The sequence below is a fragment of the Sphingobium yanoikuyae genome, from assembly GCF_013001025.1.
Classification (GTDB): Bacteria; Pseudomonadota; Alphaproteobacteria; order Sphingomonadales; family Sphingomonadaceae; genus Sphingobium; species Sphingobium yanoikuyae_A.
Genome location: NZ_CP053023.1, coordinates 58,878 through 76,419, shown reverse-complemented (window position 1 = coordinate 76,419; position 17,542 = coordinate 58,878). Strand labels below are relative to the sequence as shown.

The window sequence follows — 17,542 nt, the reverse complement described above, 5'->3', positions numbered from 1 at the left end:
TGACCCTGATCAACGCTCGGGCGGGAGCGCGCCTGTGGAGCGACCGCCTCTAGATTGCCGGGTTCGTGCGCAACCTTACCGACAGGCGCTACCTGCTCGACGCCGGGAATGTCGGCGGCTCGTTCGGCTACCCGACGTTCATTCCGGCCGAGCCCCGCACCTGGGGCATCGAGATATCGGCCCGCTACTAGCGGCGGAGGCAGGCAAAGCGCCCGAGAGGGGAGGTGAGGCGGGTGGCACCCTCTGTGCATCCGCCCGCGGTCAATGGCCTTTGCGTGCCTGGTTCTCCCTGCGTCCGCCCAGTTTCGCGATGCGCTGCTCATCATCGATCCGGTGCATGGCGCGGCTGAGCTTTTCGAAGGCCCGAACCTCGATCTGGCGGACGCGCTCACGGCTCACTTTATAGACGAGGCTCAGATCCTCGAGCGTTTTGGGTTCATCGATCAGACGACGCTGGACCAGGATATCCCGCTCGCGGTCGGAAAGCGTGCCGAGCGCCTCGAACAGCATGTTCTGGCGGCGCTGGCGCTCCTGCGCGCCGGCAAGCGCCTCGTCCTGGAGCGGACTGTCGTCGGTCAGCAGGTCCTGCCACTGATCCTCGCCCGTTTCCCCGAGCGGCACGTTGAGCGAGGCGTCGCCGCCCTGCATCATCCGCCGGTTCATGCTGGTGACTTCGGTTTCCGAGACCCCGAGCGTGTCGGCGATCTGGCGGACCTGATCAGGTTTCAGATCGGTGTCGTCATAGGCCTGGAGGGAGTTCTTGATCCGGCGGAGATTGAAGAACAGGCGCTTTTGCGCGGCCGTCGTGCCGAGCTTGACCATGCTCCAGCTGCGCAGGATGAATTCTTGGATCGAGGCCTTGATCCACCACAGCGCATAGGTCGCAAGACGAAAACCGCGATCAGGGTCGAATCGCCGGACCCCCTGAATCAGGCCGACATTGCCTTCCGCAATGAGGTCGGCAACAGGCAGGCCGTAGCCCCGGTAGCGCATTGCCGCCTTCGCAACCAGGCGAAGGTGGCTGGTCACGAGCTTGGCGGCCGCTTCCGGATCGCCATGCTCCTTGAAGCGCTTGGCAAGCATATATTCGTCTTCGGGCGAGAGGATCGGGAATTTCCTGATCTCCGCCAGATACCGGTTCAGTCCATCCTCACTGGCCGGCGCCGGAATAACGGCGTTCTTGAGTGCAATGTCTGTCATGGCTCTTCACGCAATTACCTGTTTGGCGGGCGAACCTTGCCGCCGGCCAGTCTGCGTGGGTCCTGTGTCCAGGGCCCGCAGCTGTCGCGACGCGGCCAGGCTCTGCCTCGGCTTAACCAGTATAAAATCACTTCAAAGCGTTTTGAATATCCTAATGACGTAAAACCAGCGCCGCAGGTTCCCATCCGGATGCGGCAGACCCGCTGGTGGGGTTCAGCGCTCGCCATGCTCAACGATATCGGCTTGCCGTTGCCTTGCGCCCTTTGTCGATCACGCCACCGATTAGCGTCCAGACGAACGGGGTGATTCAGAACGGCCATGGCTTGCAGCACAATGGCCGGGCAGCAACTTCAATTTCGATTGAGTCCCATTTCGCGGCTTTGGAGCTTGCGTTTCCAGAGTTGCTCGATGCTCCGAATCTCGTCGACAGTCGCCGCCGATCCACTGACTTCCAAGATGCTGACCTGATAGTCGCCTGGCTCGCTGCTCTTCAGGCAAAGATTGCCACCATGACCGTCCTGAGCGTAATTCATCCAGCGGCCGAAAAACCCGCCTTCACCTGTCGCCGAGCCTACATATTGCTCTTTCGTTTTGGCTGAGGTGAGAAGGTAAATTCCGCGTGCGGCCCGCAGCGCTGACACCCATGTCGCCGGCAGGCTCTGCACCTGCGATACGTTCGTCACGAAGTGCGTGTACCCGGGAAAGGCGTCTTCACGAAATGCGCGCGTGAGCTCGATGATCGGCTTGTTCTGACGGTCGGGACGCTGCACCCCTTTGCGCGCGCCCGCGCCCCATTCAATCCAGAGCCGACCGATATAGGGCTCCAGATGCGAGGTGAGCGCCGTGCGGTATTGGTCGAGCGTATCGGCGGTCAAGGTGACGCCGGCGACTTGGTGGAGCGGGTCCAGCCAGCCTGGAGGCGCGGCGCCGATATGCTCCGCCGTGTAGATTCCGGCAAACAACGAGCCTCCTGTCGGCGGCGCGACAAAGCTCGCCCAGATCGGCGCGGCCAGGCTGGCCCGATTTCCGGCGGTCTGGACGCTCTGATAATCCTCGAAGGCCGGTCGGTCGTCGCGCCACAGGCCATAAGGCGTGCGCCCCGTCGACGCCTTGGTCTGGTGCCGCAGGAGGCGAACATCGGCCGGGTCAAGCCCGGCCTTTTCGAGAAGATCGGTGAACAGCAGCATTTACAGAAACTTGTCGCCCGCGTGGTCATCGAACATCGCAGCGTCGCGCACATAATCCGCGACCGTATCGAGCGACTTGTGCCGGCTGTGGTCCTTCATCTTGAAGAGATTGGCGCGCTGGGATGCTGCCTCTGTGAGAAACCCCGCGCGAAGTGAATGGCCTGAGTAGAGGGCAGGATCGAGGCTTGCCGCAGTCGCGCAGGCCTTGACGAGCCGCGCGACCGTCTTGTCGGTCATCGGTTGATCGGTAAGCCCGTCCAACCGGGTCAGCCGCCGAAAAAGAGGCGCCTGCTGTGCCTCGCCGGCCTTCCTATCAGCGCCGTCGAGGGCGGCGACGGACATCCAGGCCTTCAAGAGCCGGATCGGCTGTATCACCCGGCCCTCGGGGATGGCCACAACTTGTCCGAGTGCTTCCTGATCGCGCTTCGATTTCGGGATGGTAATGCGAACGCCCTTGGCGGTGAAGACGAGATCGCCCAGCTGCATCGCGGCCAGCTCAGAACGCCGGAACGCTCCGGCCATGCCGATCGCCAGGATCGCGCGGTCCCGAACGGCTCGCAAACCATTGCCCTTTATCGTGGCGAGCATGGCCTTGAGGACATCAGCCTCCGCCGGCGCCTTCTGGACCTTCTTGCGCGCATAGCGTCGGCGAACGCCCGCCATCATCTGGGCAATGATGCCGGCCGCGTCGCGCGCCGTGGGTGAAGCGAAGTCAGCCTCTTTATGGTGATGATTGATCGCCGCAACGCGGCGTCCGATCGTGACGGGCGCAATACCAGCTTCGGCCTCGACATGGGCAAAAAGCGCGACGATGTCGGGGTGGGCGGGCAATGCCTCGACGTTGCGCGCATCGCAGAATGCGCAGAAGCGTTCCCAGTCGCTGGCATACGCTTTTTGGGTCGAGCTGGCCTTTGCAGCAGCCAGCGTTTCGCGCGCACCCCCAATTTCCGCGAGAAGATCGGCGGGAAGATTGATCGATAATGGAAGCAGGTCGCGTGCCATCGCGATCAGCCTAGCAGAGCCCACTCCCGGCGTAAATCCTATGTCCGAGAATCATATTTATCGGACATAGGTGGACGGGGTGGATCCCGGACACAATGAGCCGTCGCACGCTTATCCAGCCCCCGGCCGAGTGGCTTGATGGCGCAACTGGTGGCACAGCGGCTCGCCGGCGGAATAAGCGCGGATGCTTTCCAAGGTGGTCTCAGCGATAGCTGTCAGCGCTTCTTCGGTGAGGAAGGCCTGGTGGCCCGTCATCAGGACATTGGGAAATGTCAGCAGGCGCTGGAGGATGTCGTCGTCGATGATCTCACTGGAAAGATCGTCGAAGAAGATGCCCGCCTCCTGCTCATAGACATCGAGCGCAACACCGCCCAGCCGGCGCGCCTTGAGCGCCTCGATCAGCGCGGCACTGTCGATAGGCGCACCGCGACTGGTATTGACCAGAACCAGATCGGGCCGCGCTGTCGCCAGGACGCTGCCATCGATCAGATGGCGGGTCTCGGGCGTGAGCGGGCAGTGCAAGGTGATAATATCCGCTTCGCGAAGCAGGTCCTCGCGCTCGACATAGCGCACGCCGATTGCGACGAGCGCTTCGTCAACGACAGGATCGCTGGCCAGGACCTCACAGCCGAAGCCAGCCCGCAAGGATCGAGCGACAAGCCCGCCAATCTGTCCCGTTCCCACGACGCCGGCGACACGTCCGTGCAGGTTACGGCCGACAAGGCCATCGAGCGCGAAATTGTTCTCACGAACTCGGGACCATGCGCGGTGGATCTTGCGATCGAGCGCCAGCAGGAGACCGATCGTGAATTCGGAAACCGCGTGCGGCGAGTAGCCCGGCATCCGCACTACGGCGAGACCGAGCGTCTCGGCCGCCACGAGATCGACATTGTTATAGCCTGCGCAGCGCAACGCGACGAGACCCACCCCGCCTTCGGCCAACATCTCGAGCACCTGCCGGTTGGCGATATCGTTCACAAAGATGCAGGCGACGTCAAAACCGCGCGCGAGCTGCGCCGACGTGGGCGACAAGGCAACGTCAAGGAAATCGAGATCGAACCCATAGGCCGCGTTCGCCTGGGTCAGGAACTGCCGGTCGTATTTCCGCGTGCCAAAGATCGCGATGCGCATGTCCGCCTCCGAGCGCGGACCTGTCCGCGAGAGCAAAGAGGATGGGCGACCGCACTGCCGGCGGAAAGCCTTTCGCGCGTATCGTTCGAATTTTACGCATTTTGTCGCAAAAGGCGGAACTCCGTTAATCACTTTCTGAAATGGGGACGGTTCAAATTCCTCCAGTTTCGATTGGCGATGTTCCCCTTTCTCTTTTGCCTGCGCGATCAACATGACGCGCCCTTGGTCATCCTCGCGGCTATAGTCTGTCTCCTGACGGCGGCAGCAACCGTTCGCCTGTGTCGCCAGGCGGCCTGGACAGACACGGGTTCGCGCAGCTTGTGGCTGACGATGGCGGGGTTGACTGCCGGTCTTGGGATCTGGGCCACGCACTTCATCGCGATGCTGGGCTACGATCCCGGCATCGTCATGGGCTATCATGTCCAACAGACCGTGGTCTCGCTCTTGGTCGTGCTGGCAGGCGCGACAGCGGGCCTCTTCATTGCGACACGCGCGCCGCACTGGCTCGGCTCGCTTCTTGCCGCTTCGGTTATGGGCGGCGGCGTCACGGCCATGCACTACCTTGGCATGGCGGCGCTCGAAATGCCTGCGCTCATTCGCTGGAAGGCCGATTATGTCGCGGCCTCGGCCGTGTTCGCAATCGTCCCGCTAGTCTTGGCGCTGCCCCTTGCGCTGCGCGGCAGATCGCTCGCCAAAGGCGCAGCGGCCGCTGGTCTGATCACCGCCGCCGTCGTCCTGCTTCACTTTACCGGCATGACCGCGATCACGCTGATCCCGTCGCGTGGCGAATTCTCCCCCCTCAGCATGATGTCTCCCCGCGCCATGTCGCTCTGGATATTTCTCGCGGTCTCCTGCACGATCGCTCTGACCGCGGCGGCGGCGATCACGAGCCGGCGGACGGGCATCAAATTGCGCCGACAGGAACGCGAGAATCAGCTTCGCGTCCAAGGCATGAAGGCCCAACTCGACCTAGCCCTTGAGAATATGCACCAGGGCCTGTGCCTATACGACGGCGACGGTCGGCTTTTGCTCTGGAACCAGCGTTTCCTGGATCTATACGGGCTTGGAAGCGATGCGCTCCAATGCGGAATGACGGTGGGACAAGTGATCCGCACCGGCATTGCCAACCATCTTCCCGTTACCGAGGTCGAGCAGCGCGCAGCAGAAATCGAGCGTAACCTCAACCAGGCCCTGAGCGCTTCAGGAGACGCACCCGCAATCTCGGAATATCCCGGCGTGGTGGTGAGCGTACGTTCGCGCGCGCTTCCCGACGGCGGATGGGTGAGCACCTTTGACGATATTACCCAGCAGCGCCGTTCGGAAGAACGAATCCGGCACCTGGCGCTGCATGATGGCCTGACCGGCCTGCCCAACCGGCGTAGGTTCAACGATGTCGTCGACCGCGATCTGGACGTTACGGCGCGAGCCGGTTCGCGCCTGGGACTGGTCGTTGTCGACCTCGACAATTTCAAGGATATCAACGACAGCCGCGGCCATTCAGCCGGAGACCAAGCATTGAAGATGGTCGCCGCAGCGCTCAAGGACGCGGTTCGCGAGAATGAACATGTCGCCCGGCTGGGTGGCGACGAATTCGCCGCCGCAATTCTGTACCGGGAAGATTATGAGCTTGCCGACTTTGTGACGCGCCTGAGCACCGGGCTGGCGGCGATCAATGCCGGCAATGCGCACGATCTGAGCGTCCATGCGAGCCTTGGCATCGCAACCTATCCGGCTGACAGCCAGGATCGCGAACAGCTGTGCAATCATGCCGATCTGGCCATGTACCGGGCAAAAGGGACGGTAGGCGAGCGGATCTGCTATTACGAAAAAGGCATGGACGAGCAGGCGCGCGAACGCCGGCAACTCGCGGCCGATCTTCGGGGCGCCGCCGCGCGCGGTGAGATGACGATCCTCTACCAGCCGCAGCGTTCGCTCAAGGACGACAGGGTAAACGGCTATGAAGCTCTGCTGCGCTGGACCCACCCAAAGCGCGGCCTGGTCCCCCCTGACATCTTCATTCCCGTTGCTGAAGAAACCGGCGAGATCTTGGCGCTTGGCGAGTGGGTGCTGCGGCAAGCCTGTGAGGAGGCGGCCCGCTGGGGTGACGGACTGACCGTGGCCATCAACCTCTCCGCCGTGCAGTTGAGCCAGGCGAGCCTGCCCGAGAGCGTGGCCCAGACCCTTCTGGAGACCGGACTCGCACCAAGGCGTCTCGAACTGGAGATCACTGAAACCGCGATCATCGCCGACAAGCCGCGCGCCTTGCATATTTTGCGTAGACTCAAGGCGATGGGGATCGCCATTGCCATCGACGATTTCGGCACCGGCTATTCCTCGCTCGATACGCTCAACTCGTTCCCCTTCGACAAGATCAAGATCGACAAATCATTCGTCATCGGGTCCGAAGAGCGGCCGCAGGCCAGAGCAATCATCAGGGCGGTGCTCGCGCTGGGCCACAGCCTTGGCGTCCCTGTGCTCGCCGAAGGGGTTGAGACCAGTGGGCACGTCGATCTGCTGGTGGCTGAGGGATGCGACCAGGTCCAAGGCTATCTCTTCGGACGCCCCGGCCATGCACCAAGCCTTCTTGCGAGGGAGCAGGCCCGACTGGCCGCCGGTTGATCCGCAGGTACGTCGCGCAACGACGCGGTAGCGTCGCGAGCGTCCTGAGAGCGCGATGTCGGAAGCGCGGGCGAACCGTCCCCTTAGCTGCCAAGCTATCGGTCGAGAAAGGACTGCGAGCCGAAGCGGCAGCCCCTTTTGCGAAGCTGCCGTACCTTAGCGCGACCCGATGCTACTCCGAATTTGCATCCTTTTGCCCATATATCACATCATTTCCCACCCTCAAAAGCTAGTTTTGATGTATAAATCATCACAATGATTGACGGGTGCCGTCTTTAGGTCGGGTGGCTGGCATCAACCGATGACATCTCCCTCTTTCATCCTACATCACGCCCAAATCCAACTAGCGACTGGATAAGGCTCTTGAATTCATGGAAGAACAGCTTGCTCAGACATTCCTTCTGATCGCGGCTGCATTTGTGGCAGTTGCCATCCTGGCGAGGCTCCGCCTGTCGCCGGTGTTGGGCTATCTCGCCGCCGGCCTGCTCCTGGGCCCCCATGGCATAGGCGCAGTAACCGACAGCGAAGGCACCCATTTTTTCGGCGAGCTCGGCATCGCTCTCCTCATGTTCGTGATTGGCCTTGAATTTTCCGTGCCTCGGCTGCTGTCCAGCGGGGGCGCCATGATCGGGCTCGGGTTCGGAACCGTGGCAGGCGCAACACTGCTGGCGGGAGCTGCGAGCCATTTCCTCGTAGGATTGCCGCTTCTGCCAGCGGCCCTCCTGGGCGGCGCCATCGCCATGTCATCGACCGCCATCATCCAAAAGCATCTCGTCGACACCGACGCGGTATCGAGCCGCCACGGCGTGGCTGCGACCGGCATAGTCCTGTTTGAGGACCTGGTCGCTTTGATCCTGCTGTCGCTCATTGCTGCCCTTCCAGACGCGGCCAACGAGGTCGAGATGGAAAAGGTACTGCTGCGCATGGGTGTCAGCTTCGTGGCATTGGCGGGCGTGGCGCTTCTCGCACGGCGCACGCTTGGCCGTTTGCTCGGGTGGGTCGCGAGATCCGGCCCGGACGAAACCTTCCTGCTGGGCGTGCTGACGCTTGTTGTGGGCGCGTCGCTTGCAGCGGAAAAGATCGGACTGTCGCTTCCTATCGGCGCCTTCGTAGTCGGGATGATGGTCGGCGAAAGTGACTTCAGGCACCAGCTCGAAGAGGAAATCCGGCCATTTCGCGATCTGCTGCTGGGCGTCTTCTTCGTGACGATCGGCATGTCGGTCGACTGGTCGCAGATCCTGGCCCAGCCGGCTGTCACCTTTCTCGTTCTGGCCGCGATCCTTGTCGTCAAGTTCCTGGTCGTCTTTGGCGTCACCCGTCTCTCAGGCCTCCCGGCAAGCAGCGCGGTCAAGACCGGCTTGCTTCTGGCGCATTCGGGTGAGCTTGGGCTACTCATCGTGGGTCGGTCGCTCGATAGCGCCCTTCTGTCGCCCGCGATCGGCCAGCCCGTCCTGGGCGCGATCGCCGCGAGCATGCTCGTCGGACCGATCCTGGCGCAGTGGAGCGACCGGGCCGGAGATCTCATCCTGCGGAGCCGGGATCCGCTCGGCGCGGAGATCGAAACTGCGGTTCGCACAACATCTCAGGAGCTCAAGGGTCACGTCGTGCTTGCCGGCTGCGGCCCCGTGGGCCGTCTGGTCGCGCTCACACTCGAGGCGAGCGAAATTCCATACCTGGCGATCGAGCGAAACGTGGAGCGCCTTCGCCGCGCCCAACAGGACGGTCATAAAGCGGTTTTCGGCGACGCCAGCCGAGCGGGAATACTCAAGGCAGCCGGCGTCGATCGCGCCGCAGCCATCATCGTGCTTGTCAACAATTGGCATCGGTCGGTGCGCATCATTCGCGAAGCCAAGCGCCTGAACCCCGCGATCCATGTGATCGCCAGCCTCCGCGACGATGCGCATCTGGGTGAGCTGGCGCAGGCGGGCGCGGCACATGTCTTTCCCGAAAACTATGCTGCGGGGCTTGGGCTCGGCGCTCAGGCCCTGATGACGCTCGGCATGTCTGCGGACGATGCGACCGATAGGATCCGGGCTATGCGGGCGCAGCTCAGTCCGGACCTTCAGATCGTGCCGCGGTGAGTTGCCAGCCCGACCAACCACACTCAAACTAAATCATTACGACACCAACATAAAATGTGGAGATAGGCGAGCGGATGACTTACCTTGGATGCAGTGACAAACCAGTGAAGCAGGCTCCAGCCATGGTGCGATCTGAACTCGTGGCCCTCCTGGGCAAGGAAAACCCGGAACTCTCCGCGCAGGAGATTGAAAAGATCGTCGATCTCTTCTTCGAGGCGGTCGTCGACCAGCTAGCCGCTGGCGGGCGTGTCGAGCTGCGCGGGTTCGGTGCCTTTTTGACGCGGCTGCACGAGGCTCGCACCGGGCGAAATCCACGCAGCGGCTTGGCCGTGCCGGTCCCGGCCAAGCGATCGGTGCATTTCAAGCCAGGCAAGGCGATGCGGGAGCGGCTGATCGCCGCGGCGGCTGGCATGACCAAGGCAGCGCCCTCTTCCGCCGCTGCTTTCTCTACCGCGTCGGCCGAAGCGCGCGCTGCCTGAAATCCCTCTGGAGCGCCGGGGCCCTGTGACGCCCTTCGGCGTGAAATCGCTGGCCTGTCAGCCGATTGCGCGATGTTCGGGGTCCGCCAGGCGAAAGCAGGTAGCAAAACGGCCCTGGTCGGCGACGTTGACCCCTGCCTCTTCGAAACAGGCACGCCACCGCGCATGAACCCTATCGGCCATAGCGATAACGATCGCGCGCGCATCCTCCTCCCCCAGGTCGAACTGCGCGACCTGCGAGAGCGCGTTGGCAAGGCTGGCCTGGCGACCCTCGGCCCCCACGCCCAGCACGAGCCGGCGATCCAGGCCCACCTGCGGCTTGGGAACGACGTCATAGAGCGGCGACAGCCGCCACCCCTTCCCGTCCCACAGGAAACCATGATTGCGCAGGTGATCGTCGTCATTGGTGACGAGGATATTGAAGACCATGCGCCTGAACAGTTCCTCGAGATCCCGCCGGACCGCAGTGCCGTGCTGGCGTAGCGTCGCGCCCAGATCGGCATAGGCATAGCGGCTGACCTCGCTTTCATGCGCGCCCAGCATCGTAAGCCCCGATGCGAAGGAGGTGCGCAGCATCCGGTTGCCGTCCAGCCTGCGATCGAAACGTTCGATCAGATAGATGTCGCGGCCGAGCAGTTGCTCGAAGCGAAGCGACGGAACGTCGAGCCCGCATTCAGCGGCGAGCCGCATGGTGGCTAGCTCGACCCGGCACTCGGGAAAGGTGTCGTTGCGTGCTGGAAACTTGGCGATCCAGGATTGGCCCTCGATCGTCGTCGCCGCCTTGGGACGCGCACCGCCCAGCGACGAGCCGGCGGTCAAGAGGGGGCGCAGATTTTCGCTGAGCTGGTCGACCTCCTGCGCTTCTTCGGCGGCGGCGGCCAGTTCTGCCAGGGTGAACTGTTCGCCGGGCGCGTCGGCTTCGCCCCAGGGCGCGAGGCGCCTTGGCGCCTCTAGCGTGGGACCGAACGCCAGTGCGCCGACGCGGTGGTCACCGGACGCGAGCAGGAGATCCGCCTCGCTTGGCGTTCGCTCGCCCATCGCCTTGTACATGAGATACTGACCCCACCCGTCGGGCGCGGCGTCGCGGATCCCATTGAAGACGGCAAAGCCTTCCTCGGTCCGGAATTCCTGGCGCGTGCCGGCCGGCGGCAGCGGCAGGGTCACAGGATCGATCGCGACACGGTCGGGCCGCTCGAGATAGCGATTGCCGTATGCGAAGGTCGCGTAGCTGGCACGCGGCTCGCTGTGGAGGCGCAAAAGGCCCGCAGGGACGGCAACGCCGTCCAGATAGACGAAAACGAAGGTTTCGATGTCGGCCATGGCTTAGAAATCCAGCGGATCGTCGCGCCGCGGCGTGTGGATGCTGTGCGGCAGGCGGCCGATTTCCTCGCTGGTCCCGACCCTGTCGGTTTCAGGGGCGACGAGCGATTCCAGGCGAGCCGTCATACCCAGCACGAAGAGAGCGCTCGCCAGCGCGGCGAGGCCTACGGTCGGATCGCCGGCTTCGAGACGCTGCAGCGTCTGCACCGACACCAGCATACGCTCGGCCATCAGTTTCTGCGGGATGCGTCGCCGCTTGCGTGCGGTGCGCAAGTCTTCGCCCAACTGGCGAATGGCACGCTGGCTTTGTGGCGGCAGACCGCTGGAGGCTCGAGAGGCGCGGGGCATGGAAAGTGCATGACATATCATGTGCAAATGAGCAATTAAAATGATATGTCATGCCGAACAGAACGGTTTTCCTGCCCTGCCGTCCTGCTCAGGCGCGCAACGCGCGCGCAGCCGCATCGGTGATCGTGTAAACCGCTTCGCGCTGCGCACCGCGATTATGATGATCGACGCGAAAGCCCTGATAATGCCTGCGCACAAGGCCGGCTCTTACGAGGTCCGAGACAGCGCGGCTGACATTGCAACGGCCCGAACGGCGGATGCGCACTTTCACCTCCTCCTGGACCACACGGGCCGCCTCCTGCGGATCGTCAGGCAGTGCCTTCTGCGCCTCAAGGCCCGACCGCACCTGGTCGACGATGGCGAGGCGGCGCGCATCGCGCTGCGCAATGGGGACGAGAGAGTCGCAGAGCCAATCGCGCAAAGGAATGCGCTCGCCATCCACCTGGACGTAAGGACCTGCACTGCCGCTGTTCCGCCCCGCCGCCTTGGCGATCAGGTTGAGCACCATGAAGGCATAGCGCGGCCGCCGCGAAACATCGGCGATGCGCTCGATGAGGGCAGGCAAATTCAGGTCGTCGGACGGCGGCTGCCTGACCGGATCGACGGAGGCGAAGAGGTCGGGTTGCTGGAACATAAGATGAATCTATCACGCGCGCGCGCAATGTGAATCCCCAGCGGACAGCACATCCAAGTTTTTCCACCCGTGACATTTTACCGAGCCGGAACCGCCGTGGGTTCCACTCAAGCGGGTTCGGTGATCCGTGCCAGATCAGCCCGATGCCGCCAGACGACACCGGTCGGCTGATAGTCGATGACTCCCTTGCCGCCGAGATCGCTGGCAAGGCTGGCCATCAAGCGGGTGCCGAACCCGCCTCGCTCGGGCGCGCATACGGTTGGTCCGCCTCGCTCCTCCCAGCAGATCGTGAGGAATGACTTTCCCTCTTCCGCATCGATGGTCCAGGTAAGGTCGACCTGCCCGCCCGGCACCGACAGGGCGCCATATTTCACCGCATTGGTGGACAGCTCGTGGAGGGACATGGACAGAGCCAGCGAGGCCCGTGCCGATAGAAGAAGGTCAGGCCCCGCAATCCGGATCGCGCCTGTGCGAGCGCCATGAAGCGCCGTTGTTCCTTCGGCGACAGCGCCGATCGGCGCCACCGTCCAGTCGGTGCGGGTTAGCAACTCGTAAGCGGCGCCCAGGGTCTGGAGGCGCTGCCCGATCGCGGTACTCGCCTCCTCCATCGAGGGCGCGCTGCGGAGCGACTGGTGGACGATGGCATTTACCACGGCGAGCGTATTCTTGACCCGGTGCTGGAGCTCGCCAGTCAGCAGCCGCCGATGCATCTCGGCATCCTTTTCCGCGGTGATGTCCCGCACCGTGCCGACGAACTTCTGTTCGCCGCCCAGACCTACGGCAAGCGCGCCCTTGGCGTGGATCCAGCGCTCACGGCCATCACGAGGATTGACCGTGCGATATTCGACGCTGACCGTGCCTGCGCCCCCAGGGGCCAGCGCCTCGGCGATAAGGGCAGCGACCCGCTCGCGATCCTCGGCATGAACCCGCGCGAGAAACGAGGTTTCATAGTCGAGCGCTTCGTCAGGTTCGTGGCCAAGCAACTCCCGGGTGCGCGCGTCCCATTTGAGCGAACGCAGCGCCGGGGTCGATTCCCAGGCGCCGAGTTCGCCTGCGTCAAGGGCAAGGCGGGTCCGCTCCTCGCTCGCAGCGAGCTGCGCGAGCGTTTCTTGCTGCTGGCTGAGCGACCTGCGCAATTCCAGCTGCGTCATGACCTGGCGCGCCAGCACTTCGAGGGTGAGCCGCTGGAAGGGCGTGATGCCCTCCGGGCGAGGCTGCCGATCAAGAACGCACAGCGTGCCGATGGGCAGACCGTCGGGTGTCTTGAGAAGCGCCCCGGCATAGAAGCGAAGACCACCTTCGGCCGTAACCAGGGGATTGCAATCGACCCGCGGATCGAGCCGTGTGTCGGGGATCACCATCATGTCCTCCTCGAGCAGCGCATGCGCGCAGATCGAGACTTCCAGAGGGAGTTCGCGCGCGCCGATGCTGATTTCGGCTTTGAACCACTGCCGCGCGGTCGCGATAAGGTTGACCACGGCGATCGGCGCCCCAAGCGCCTCGGAGGCCAGACGGGCGATGTCGTCAAAGATCGGCTCGGTTGGCGTATCAAGAATGTCATAGCGGTCCAACGCGGCAACGCGCTCGTCCTCGCTCCATGTGTGGACGGCCCTCCGTTGGCAAGTGGCATATTGAGCGTCGCATTGTTGGTTGGTGCGGCCATGTGTCCGACCTGTTGGTGCGGCGCATGATGCCGCTGGCCGTAATGCCATTCGCGCGTTTCGGGTCCCGATCAATTTCACGCACTCGAGGTGCTTGGGGCGAGATGGGTTTTCCCGATCCGGCGGTTTCAACCGACTTTCTGCATTAGCTCCTGTCCGCCCTTTCCAACCTCATGGCGCCGTTGCCCGCGCCGTGTTCCTACGCGACCAGCGGCTCGCGATACCGTTCGCCGCTCGTCATCATTGCCCAGATCGTGCGCGCGTTCTTGTTGGCTAAAGCCACTGCCGCGACCTTGGTCTTGCGACGTGCGAGAAGCTGCACCAGCCAAGGTCGCTTCGCACCGTTGCGCTCAGCGTAGCGAACGACCGCCATGGCGCCGACGATGAGCATCTGGCGCAGATAGCTATTCCCTGCCTTGGTGATGCTGCCAAGACGCTCCTTCCCGCCGCTTGAGTTCTGTCGCGGGACCAAACCGATCCAGGCCGCGAGGTTGCGCCCTGAGCGGAAGATCGCTGGATCGGGAACGGTCGCGACGATCGCGCTGGCGAGCAACGGCCCGACGCCCGGGATCTCCATGAGCCGCCGACCAAGCTCAGTCTCTCTCGCGCTGGCCAGGATGCGGCGATCATTTTCGAGGATCTGCTCCTTCACGATCCGCAACTGCACAGCCAACATCTCAAGGCACATACGCGCATCGGTGGGCACGCGACCATCGGTCATATCCGCAATCACATCGAGCAGTTGCTCGATACCGTTCCGGCCGATTGGTGCAATGACGCCGAACTCTGCGAGATGCGCCCGGATCGCGTTCGAGAGCTGAGTGCGCTGGCGGCACAGGATCAGGCGAACTCGGTGCAGCATCATTGCGCTCTGCTGCTCTGGCGACTTAATCCCGACGAACCTCATGGTCGGACGCGTCACCGCCTCACAGATCGCTTCTGCATCGGCCGCGTCGTTCTTGCTGCGCTTGACGTAGGGCTTCACATACTGCGCTGGCAACAGCTTTACATCGTGACCCAGCGCCAACAGCTCGCGGGCCCAATAATGCGATGACGCGCATGCCTCGATGCCGATCAAACATGGTGGTAGCTTGGCGAAGAACTTAAGCATGCGGCTGCGCGTCAGTCGCTGCCGAAGTACTTCACCTCCATCTGCGTCGACACCATGAACCTGAAACACGCTCTTTGCGATATCCAAACCGATCGTTGTCACCGTTCCCATCGTGGCTCTCCTTCCGACTCATCCGCAGACTATCCTGCCGAAGAGGGTGGAGAGCCGTCCACATCATCAATTTCGGCCGGACGTGCTAGGGACCCTGGAGATGTTCGTTTGTACCATCCCGACTGAGTAGCAGCTTTAGGCGGTAAAGTGCGGCAATTCGCCGCAGCCAGTGCATTTCAGAGAAAGCCATAAAGCTTAATAGCCAACATCCGCGCACAACTCCCGTGCGTTGAGGCTTCTAGGGGATATTGCCTCGCTCGCTCCGCCTCACATCTGATACCATCCGTGACACTTTACCCCGACCTCTGGGTAAAGTGTCACACGCGACATCAGGATTGCAGGAAGACAGCACGCAGGCCCGCAGCCGACTGACCCCGAGACGTGGCCCAGTGAACCGCCTCAGGCCGTCGATCGACCTGGTCTTCGGGATGCCCAAGGTCACGCAGCTTCTTTCTGATGGAATCGCTTGATCCTTGCGACCGAACCGTCACGATGCAGGAACCTTTGTAGCGGTGCGGGGAACGGCATATGGGCAGATGGACAGGCATCGGCGCGCTCGCGGCAGTTGTATGGGCGCCGCCGCTTGTGGCCCAATCGGCAGGCATGACCCGCGAACAGGCGAAAGCCCTCTATGGCGCGGGCGGCTTTCCTGTCGTCACCGACGCCGTCGGGCCGACGAACCGCTGCGGCAAACCGGCAAGGCCGCGCCTTACCTTCGTCGATATGAACGGTGATGGACGCAAGGAAGCCCTCTTTATCGACAGCGGAGATTGCTACCAGCAGGAGAAGCGCTGGTATGCCGTCGCCACCCAGGGCCCGGATGGCCGCTGGCGCCGCATTCTTGAAGGGGAAGGCTCCGTCGCGGCGTCGGGTACAGCAGTCAACGGCTGGTTCGTGCTCAACGCAACGCGCGGCGGCGTGACGACGCGGCTCACTTATGATGGCAATGTCTACGCGGACGCACGTATGGCTTCACAGGCGGCGCGGGCCGCCCCATCGGCGGCTCGAAATGCGACCTCGGGTCCAGCCGCCGCCGCGCCCGCTGGAGACGCCGCGATCTTTCTTGCCGCCGGCTTCCACCTCAAGAAGGGTCGCTGGGAAAGCGGCTGCAACGATGGCGACGAGGACAATGGGCCAGGGTCTTATGGACCCGGCACGATCGAGGAGCGGCGCGACTTGAACGGCGACGGCAGACCCGAGGCCATCATCACCGAAGGCGGCACCTATTGTTATGGCAATACGGGCGCCGCCTTCTGGGTGATGAGCCAGCAGGCCGACGGCCGCTGGAAGCGCATGTATAATTCGGTCGGGATCGCCGATATTCGTCCCACCAAAGGCGCAGACGGTTGGCCCGATATCGGCATCGGCGGCCCCGGCCTTTGCATGCCGGTCGTGCGATGGAACGGCCGGGCCTATGTCGACTTGCGGGTCGAGGGCAAGGGATGTGCCCGTTAAGCCGACACGGGATTGCCGAAGCGATTGGCGCTCCGCGAGCCCGGCTCTATGCAAAGCCATAGCTGGGTGATGATCCCAAAGGCCGCGATGGCCATGGCGAAAGGCGCGTCGATCGCCAGCGGGTCGCCGCGCAGCGTCGCCCAGACCAATCCGACCGTATTGAACCCCGATAATCCAACGTCGTGGAAACGCTTGACCGTAATGGCGATCCCCACCCAGACCGCCAGCGCGCTAATGACGACGACCGCGACATTGATGGTGGCGGCATAGCGTAGCGCGAGCAGCGGGTTGAAAGGCAGGAGATCGAACGCGATCGCCCAACCTGTGGCCACAACCGCCAGGAACGGGGCGCGGCCCACTCGACCTTTCGGAGACAGCAGGATTTCGCCAATGTCCATGCTTTGTCCTTTCTCAGTCGAGCGCCGGTGGATCGGTGAGGTTCACGCGCGTGTGAAGCTTTCCGCCCGGACGCCGATGCAGATCGATCCCGTTTGAGGTGGTGGCGGTGAAGGTCATGGGTTTGACGACGGTCTCGTAGGTGGTCGAAGGTCCGAAGAATCTTCCACGCCCATGCCATTTGTCGCCCTCAATGATCCCCATGCGGTAGGTGCCAGGCGGCACCGGGACCTCCGCATGATCCTCACGACGGACATAGACCGAGATCACATGACGATCGCTCGCACGCTCGAAGAGCAGCACCACGGCGTTGGCATCAGCCGTGCTCACCCGTAGCTTTGAGGTCGCGTCCTTGCGCTCGATGCCTCGAGCCACGGTTACGCTTCCCGTCGCGGGAAACAGCAGGGACGGTCCTGCATCGGAAAGCCAGCCGGAGCGTTTCGCCTCCCGGTAGGCGGGATAAAGAAACGTCACGGCCGACAGCAGCATGATCCACTTCTGCATGGGATGGACGACGACGCGCGGTTCGGGCGTGAGTTGGCCACGCCGCCTGCGCGCGCGCATATAATCGCGATCCGCGAGACCCATAGCCGTCAATTCCAGCCGTCGCGGCGGCCTTCGCCGCCATCGCGCAGCGTGCGCCCATCGAGCGCGGAACGCCGGATTTCGAGCTCGACGCTCTCGCCGTTGCGCCGGGTACGGAAGTCGCTGGGGTCGATATTATTGGCCTTCGCGAAATCCTCGGCCGCCTTTTCGCTGCCGAACTTGCCGGCATCGTCATAATCCCATCCAGACATATCCTCGTCT

Annotated in this window: 16 protein-coding genes and 1 pseudogene; 5 read left to right on the top strand and 12 right to left on the bottom strand. The window is 63.1% G+C overall.

What is annotated here, in order from left to right:
- The first annotated feature begins 65 nt into the window (after positions 1-65).
- Complete coding sequence (locus HH800_RS29420) at positions 66-191, top strand: hypothetical protein (protein ID WP_267886522.1); 126 nt, start codon at positions 66-68, stop codon at positions 189-191.
- 70 nt (positions 192-261) lie between these two features.
- Here the strand turns inward: HH800_RS29420 and rpoH are convergent, their stop codons facing one another.
- From rpoH to HH800_RS27410, 4 genes are all read right to left on the bottom strand, one after another.
- Entirely contained in the window at positions 262-1,200 is a 939-nt protein-coding gene (gene rpoH, locus HH800_RS27425) for an RNA polymerase sigma factor RpoH (RefSeq protein WP_066702595.1), read from the bottom strand.
- Positions 1,201-1,550: 350 nt separating this feature from the next.
- Positions 1,551-2,387 carry a GIY-YIG nuclease family protein gene (locus HH800_RS27420; protein ID WP_066702598.1) on the bottom strand — a complete coding sequence of 279 codons (837 nt, stop codon included), beginning with the start codon at positions 2,385-2,387 and terminating at the stop codon, positions 1,551-1,553.
- Positions 2,388-3,389, bottom strand: coding sequence for a site-specific integrase (locus tag HH800_RS27415; RefSeq protein ID WP_066702604.1), 1,002 nt, complete (start codon positions 3,387-3,389; stop codon positions 2,388-2,390).
- A gap of 111 nt (positions 3,390-3,500) precedes the next feature.
- Positions 3,501-4,520, bottom strand: a complete 1,020-nt coding sequence (locus tag HH800_RS27410; protein ID WP_066702607.1) for a 2-hydroxyacid dehydrogenase — start codon at positions 4,518-4,520, stop codon at positions 3,501-3,503.
- Positions 4,521-4,697: 177 nt separating this feature from the next.
- Between HH800_RS27410 and HH800_RS27405 the strand changes: the two genes are divergently transcribed.
- The 3 genes and pseudogenes from HH800_RS27405 to HH800_RS27395 form a co-directional block, all read left to right on the top strand.
- Positions 4,698-7,139, top strand: coding sequence for an EAL domain-containing protein (locus tag HH800_RS27405; RefSeq protein ID WP_169863556.1), 2,442 nt, complete (start codon positions 4,698-4,700; stop codon positions 7,137-7,139).
- Between the two features lie 371 nt (positions 7,140-7,510).
- Entirely contained in the window at positions 7,511-9,220 is a 1,710-nt protein-coding gene (locus HH800_RS27400) for a cation:proton antiporter (RefSeq protein WP_066702614.1), read from the top strand.
- Positions 9,221-9,342: 122 nt separating this feature from the next.
- Positions 9,343-9,612, top strand: a pseudogene (locus tag HH800_RS27395) (HU family DNA-binding protein); the annotation flags it as partial.
- A 144-nt stretch (positions 9,613-9,756) separates the two neighbouring features.
- Here the strand turns inward: HH800_RS27395 and HH800_RS27390 are convergent.
- From HH800_RS27390 to HH800_RS27370, 5 genes are all read right to left on the bottom strand, one after another.
- Positions 9,757-11,019 (bottom strand): type II toxin-antitoxin system HipA family toxin, encoded by a 1,263-nt coding sequence (locus tag HH800_RS27390; RefSeq protein ID WP_011950483.1) that lies wholly within the window; start codon positions 11,017-11,019, stop codon positions 9,757-9,759.
- A gap of 3 nt (positions 11,020-11,022) precedes the next feature.
- Positions 11,023-11,367, bottom strand: a complete 345-nt coding sequence (locus HH800_RS27385) for a helix-turn-helix domain-containing protein (protein ID WP_107917698.1) — start codon at positions 11,365-11,367, stop codon at positions 11,023-11,025.
- A gap of 88 nt (positions 11,368-11,455) precedes the next feature.
- Positions 11,456-12,001, bottom strand: a complete 546-nt coding sequence (locus tag HH800_RS27380) for a hypothetical protein (protein WP_008829885.1) — start codon at positions 11,999-12,001, stop codon at positions 11,456-11,458.
- 107 nt (positions 12,002-12,108) lie between these two features.
- Positions 12,109-13,572 (bottom strand): sensor histidine kinase, encoded by a 1,464-nt coding sequence (locus HH800_RS27375; protein WP_226952288.1) that lies wholly within the window; start codon positions 13,570-13,572, stop codon positions 12,109-12,111.
- A gap of 289 nt (positions 13,573-13,861) precedes the next feature.
- Positions 13,862-14,884 carry an IS110 family transposase gene (locus HH800_RS27370; protein WP_169863514.1) on the bottom strand — a complete coding sequence of 341 codons (1,023 nt, stop codon included), beginning with the start codon at positions 14,882-14,884 and terminating at the stop codon, positions 13,862-13,864.
- 528 nt (positions 14,885-15,412) lie between these two features.
- Between HH800_RS27370 and HH800_RS27365 the strand changes: the two genes are divergently transcribed.
- Positions 15,413-16,339: a hypothetical protein gene (locus tag HH800_RS27365; RefSeq protein ID WP_011950486.1), complete on the top strand. Its 927-nt coding sequence runs from the start codon at positions 15,413-15,415 to the stop codon at positions 16,337-16,339.
- Here the strand turns inward: HH800_RS27365 and HH800_RS27360 are convergent.
- The 3 genes from HH800_RS27360 to HH800_RS27350 are packed head-to-tail and all read right to left on the bottom strand — an operon-like array spanning position 16,336 to position 17,532.
- A complete protein-coding gene (locus HH800_RS27360) occupies positions 16,336-16,737 on the bottom strand; it encodes a DUF805 domain-containing protein (protein WP_066702618.1) in 402 nt (133 codons plus the stop codon). The two genes, HH800_RS27365 and HH800_RS27360, sit on opposite strands and share 4 nt — an antisense overlap.
- A 13-nt stretch (positions 16,738-16,750) precedes the next feature.
- Positions 16,751-17,323, bottom strand: coding sequence for a hypothetical protein (locus tag HH800_RS27355; RefSeq protein ID WP_169863513.1), 573 nt, complete (start codon positions 17,321-17,323; stop codon positions 16,751-16,753).
- A gap of 5 nt (positions 17,324-17,328) precedes the next feature.
- Positions 17,329-17,532, bottom strand: a complete 204-nt coding sequence (locus HH800_RS27350; RefSeq protein ID WP_041380143.1) for a hypothetical protein — start codon at positions 17,530-17,532, stop codon at positions 17,329-17,331.
- Positions 17,533-17,542 lie beyond the last annotated feature (10 nt).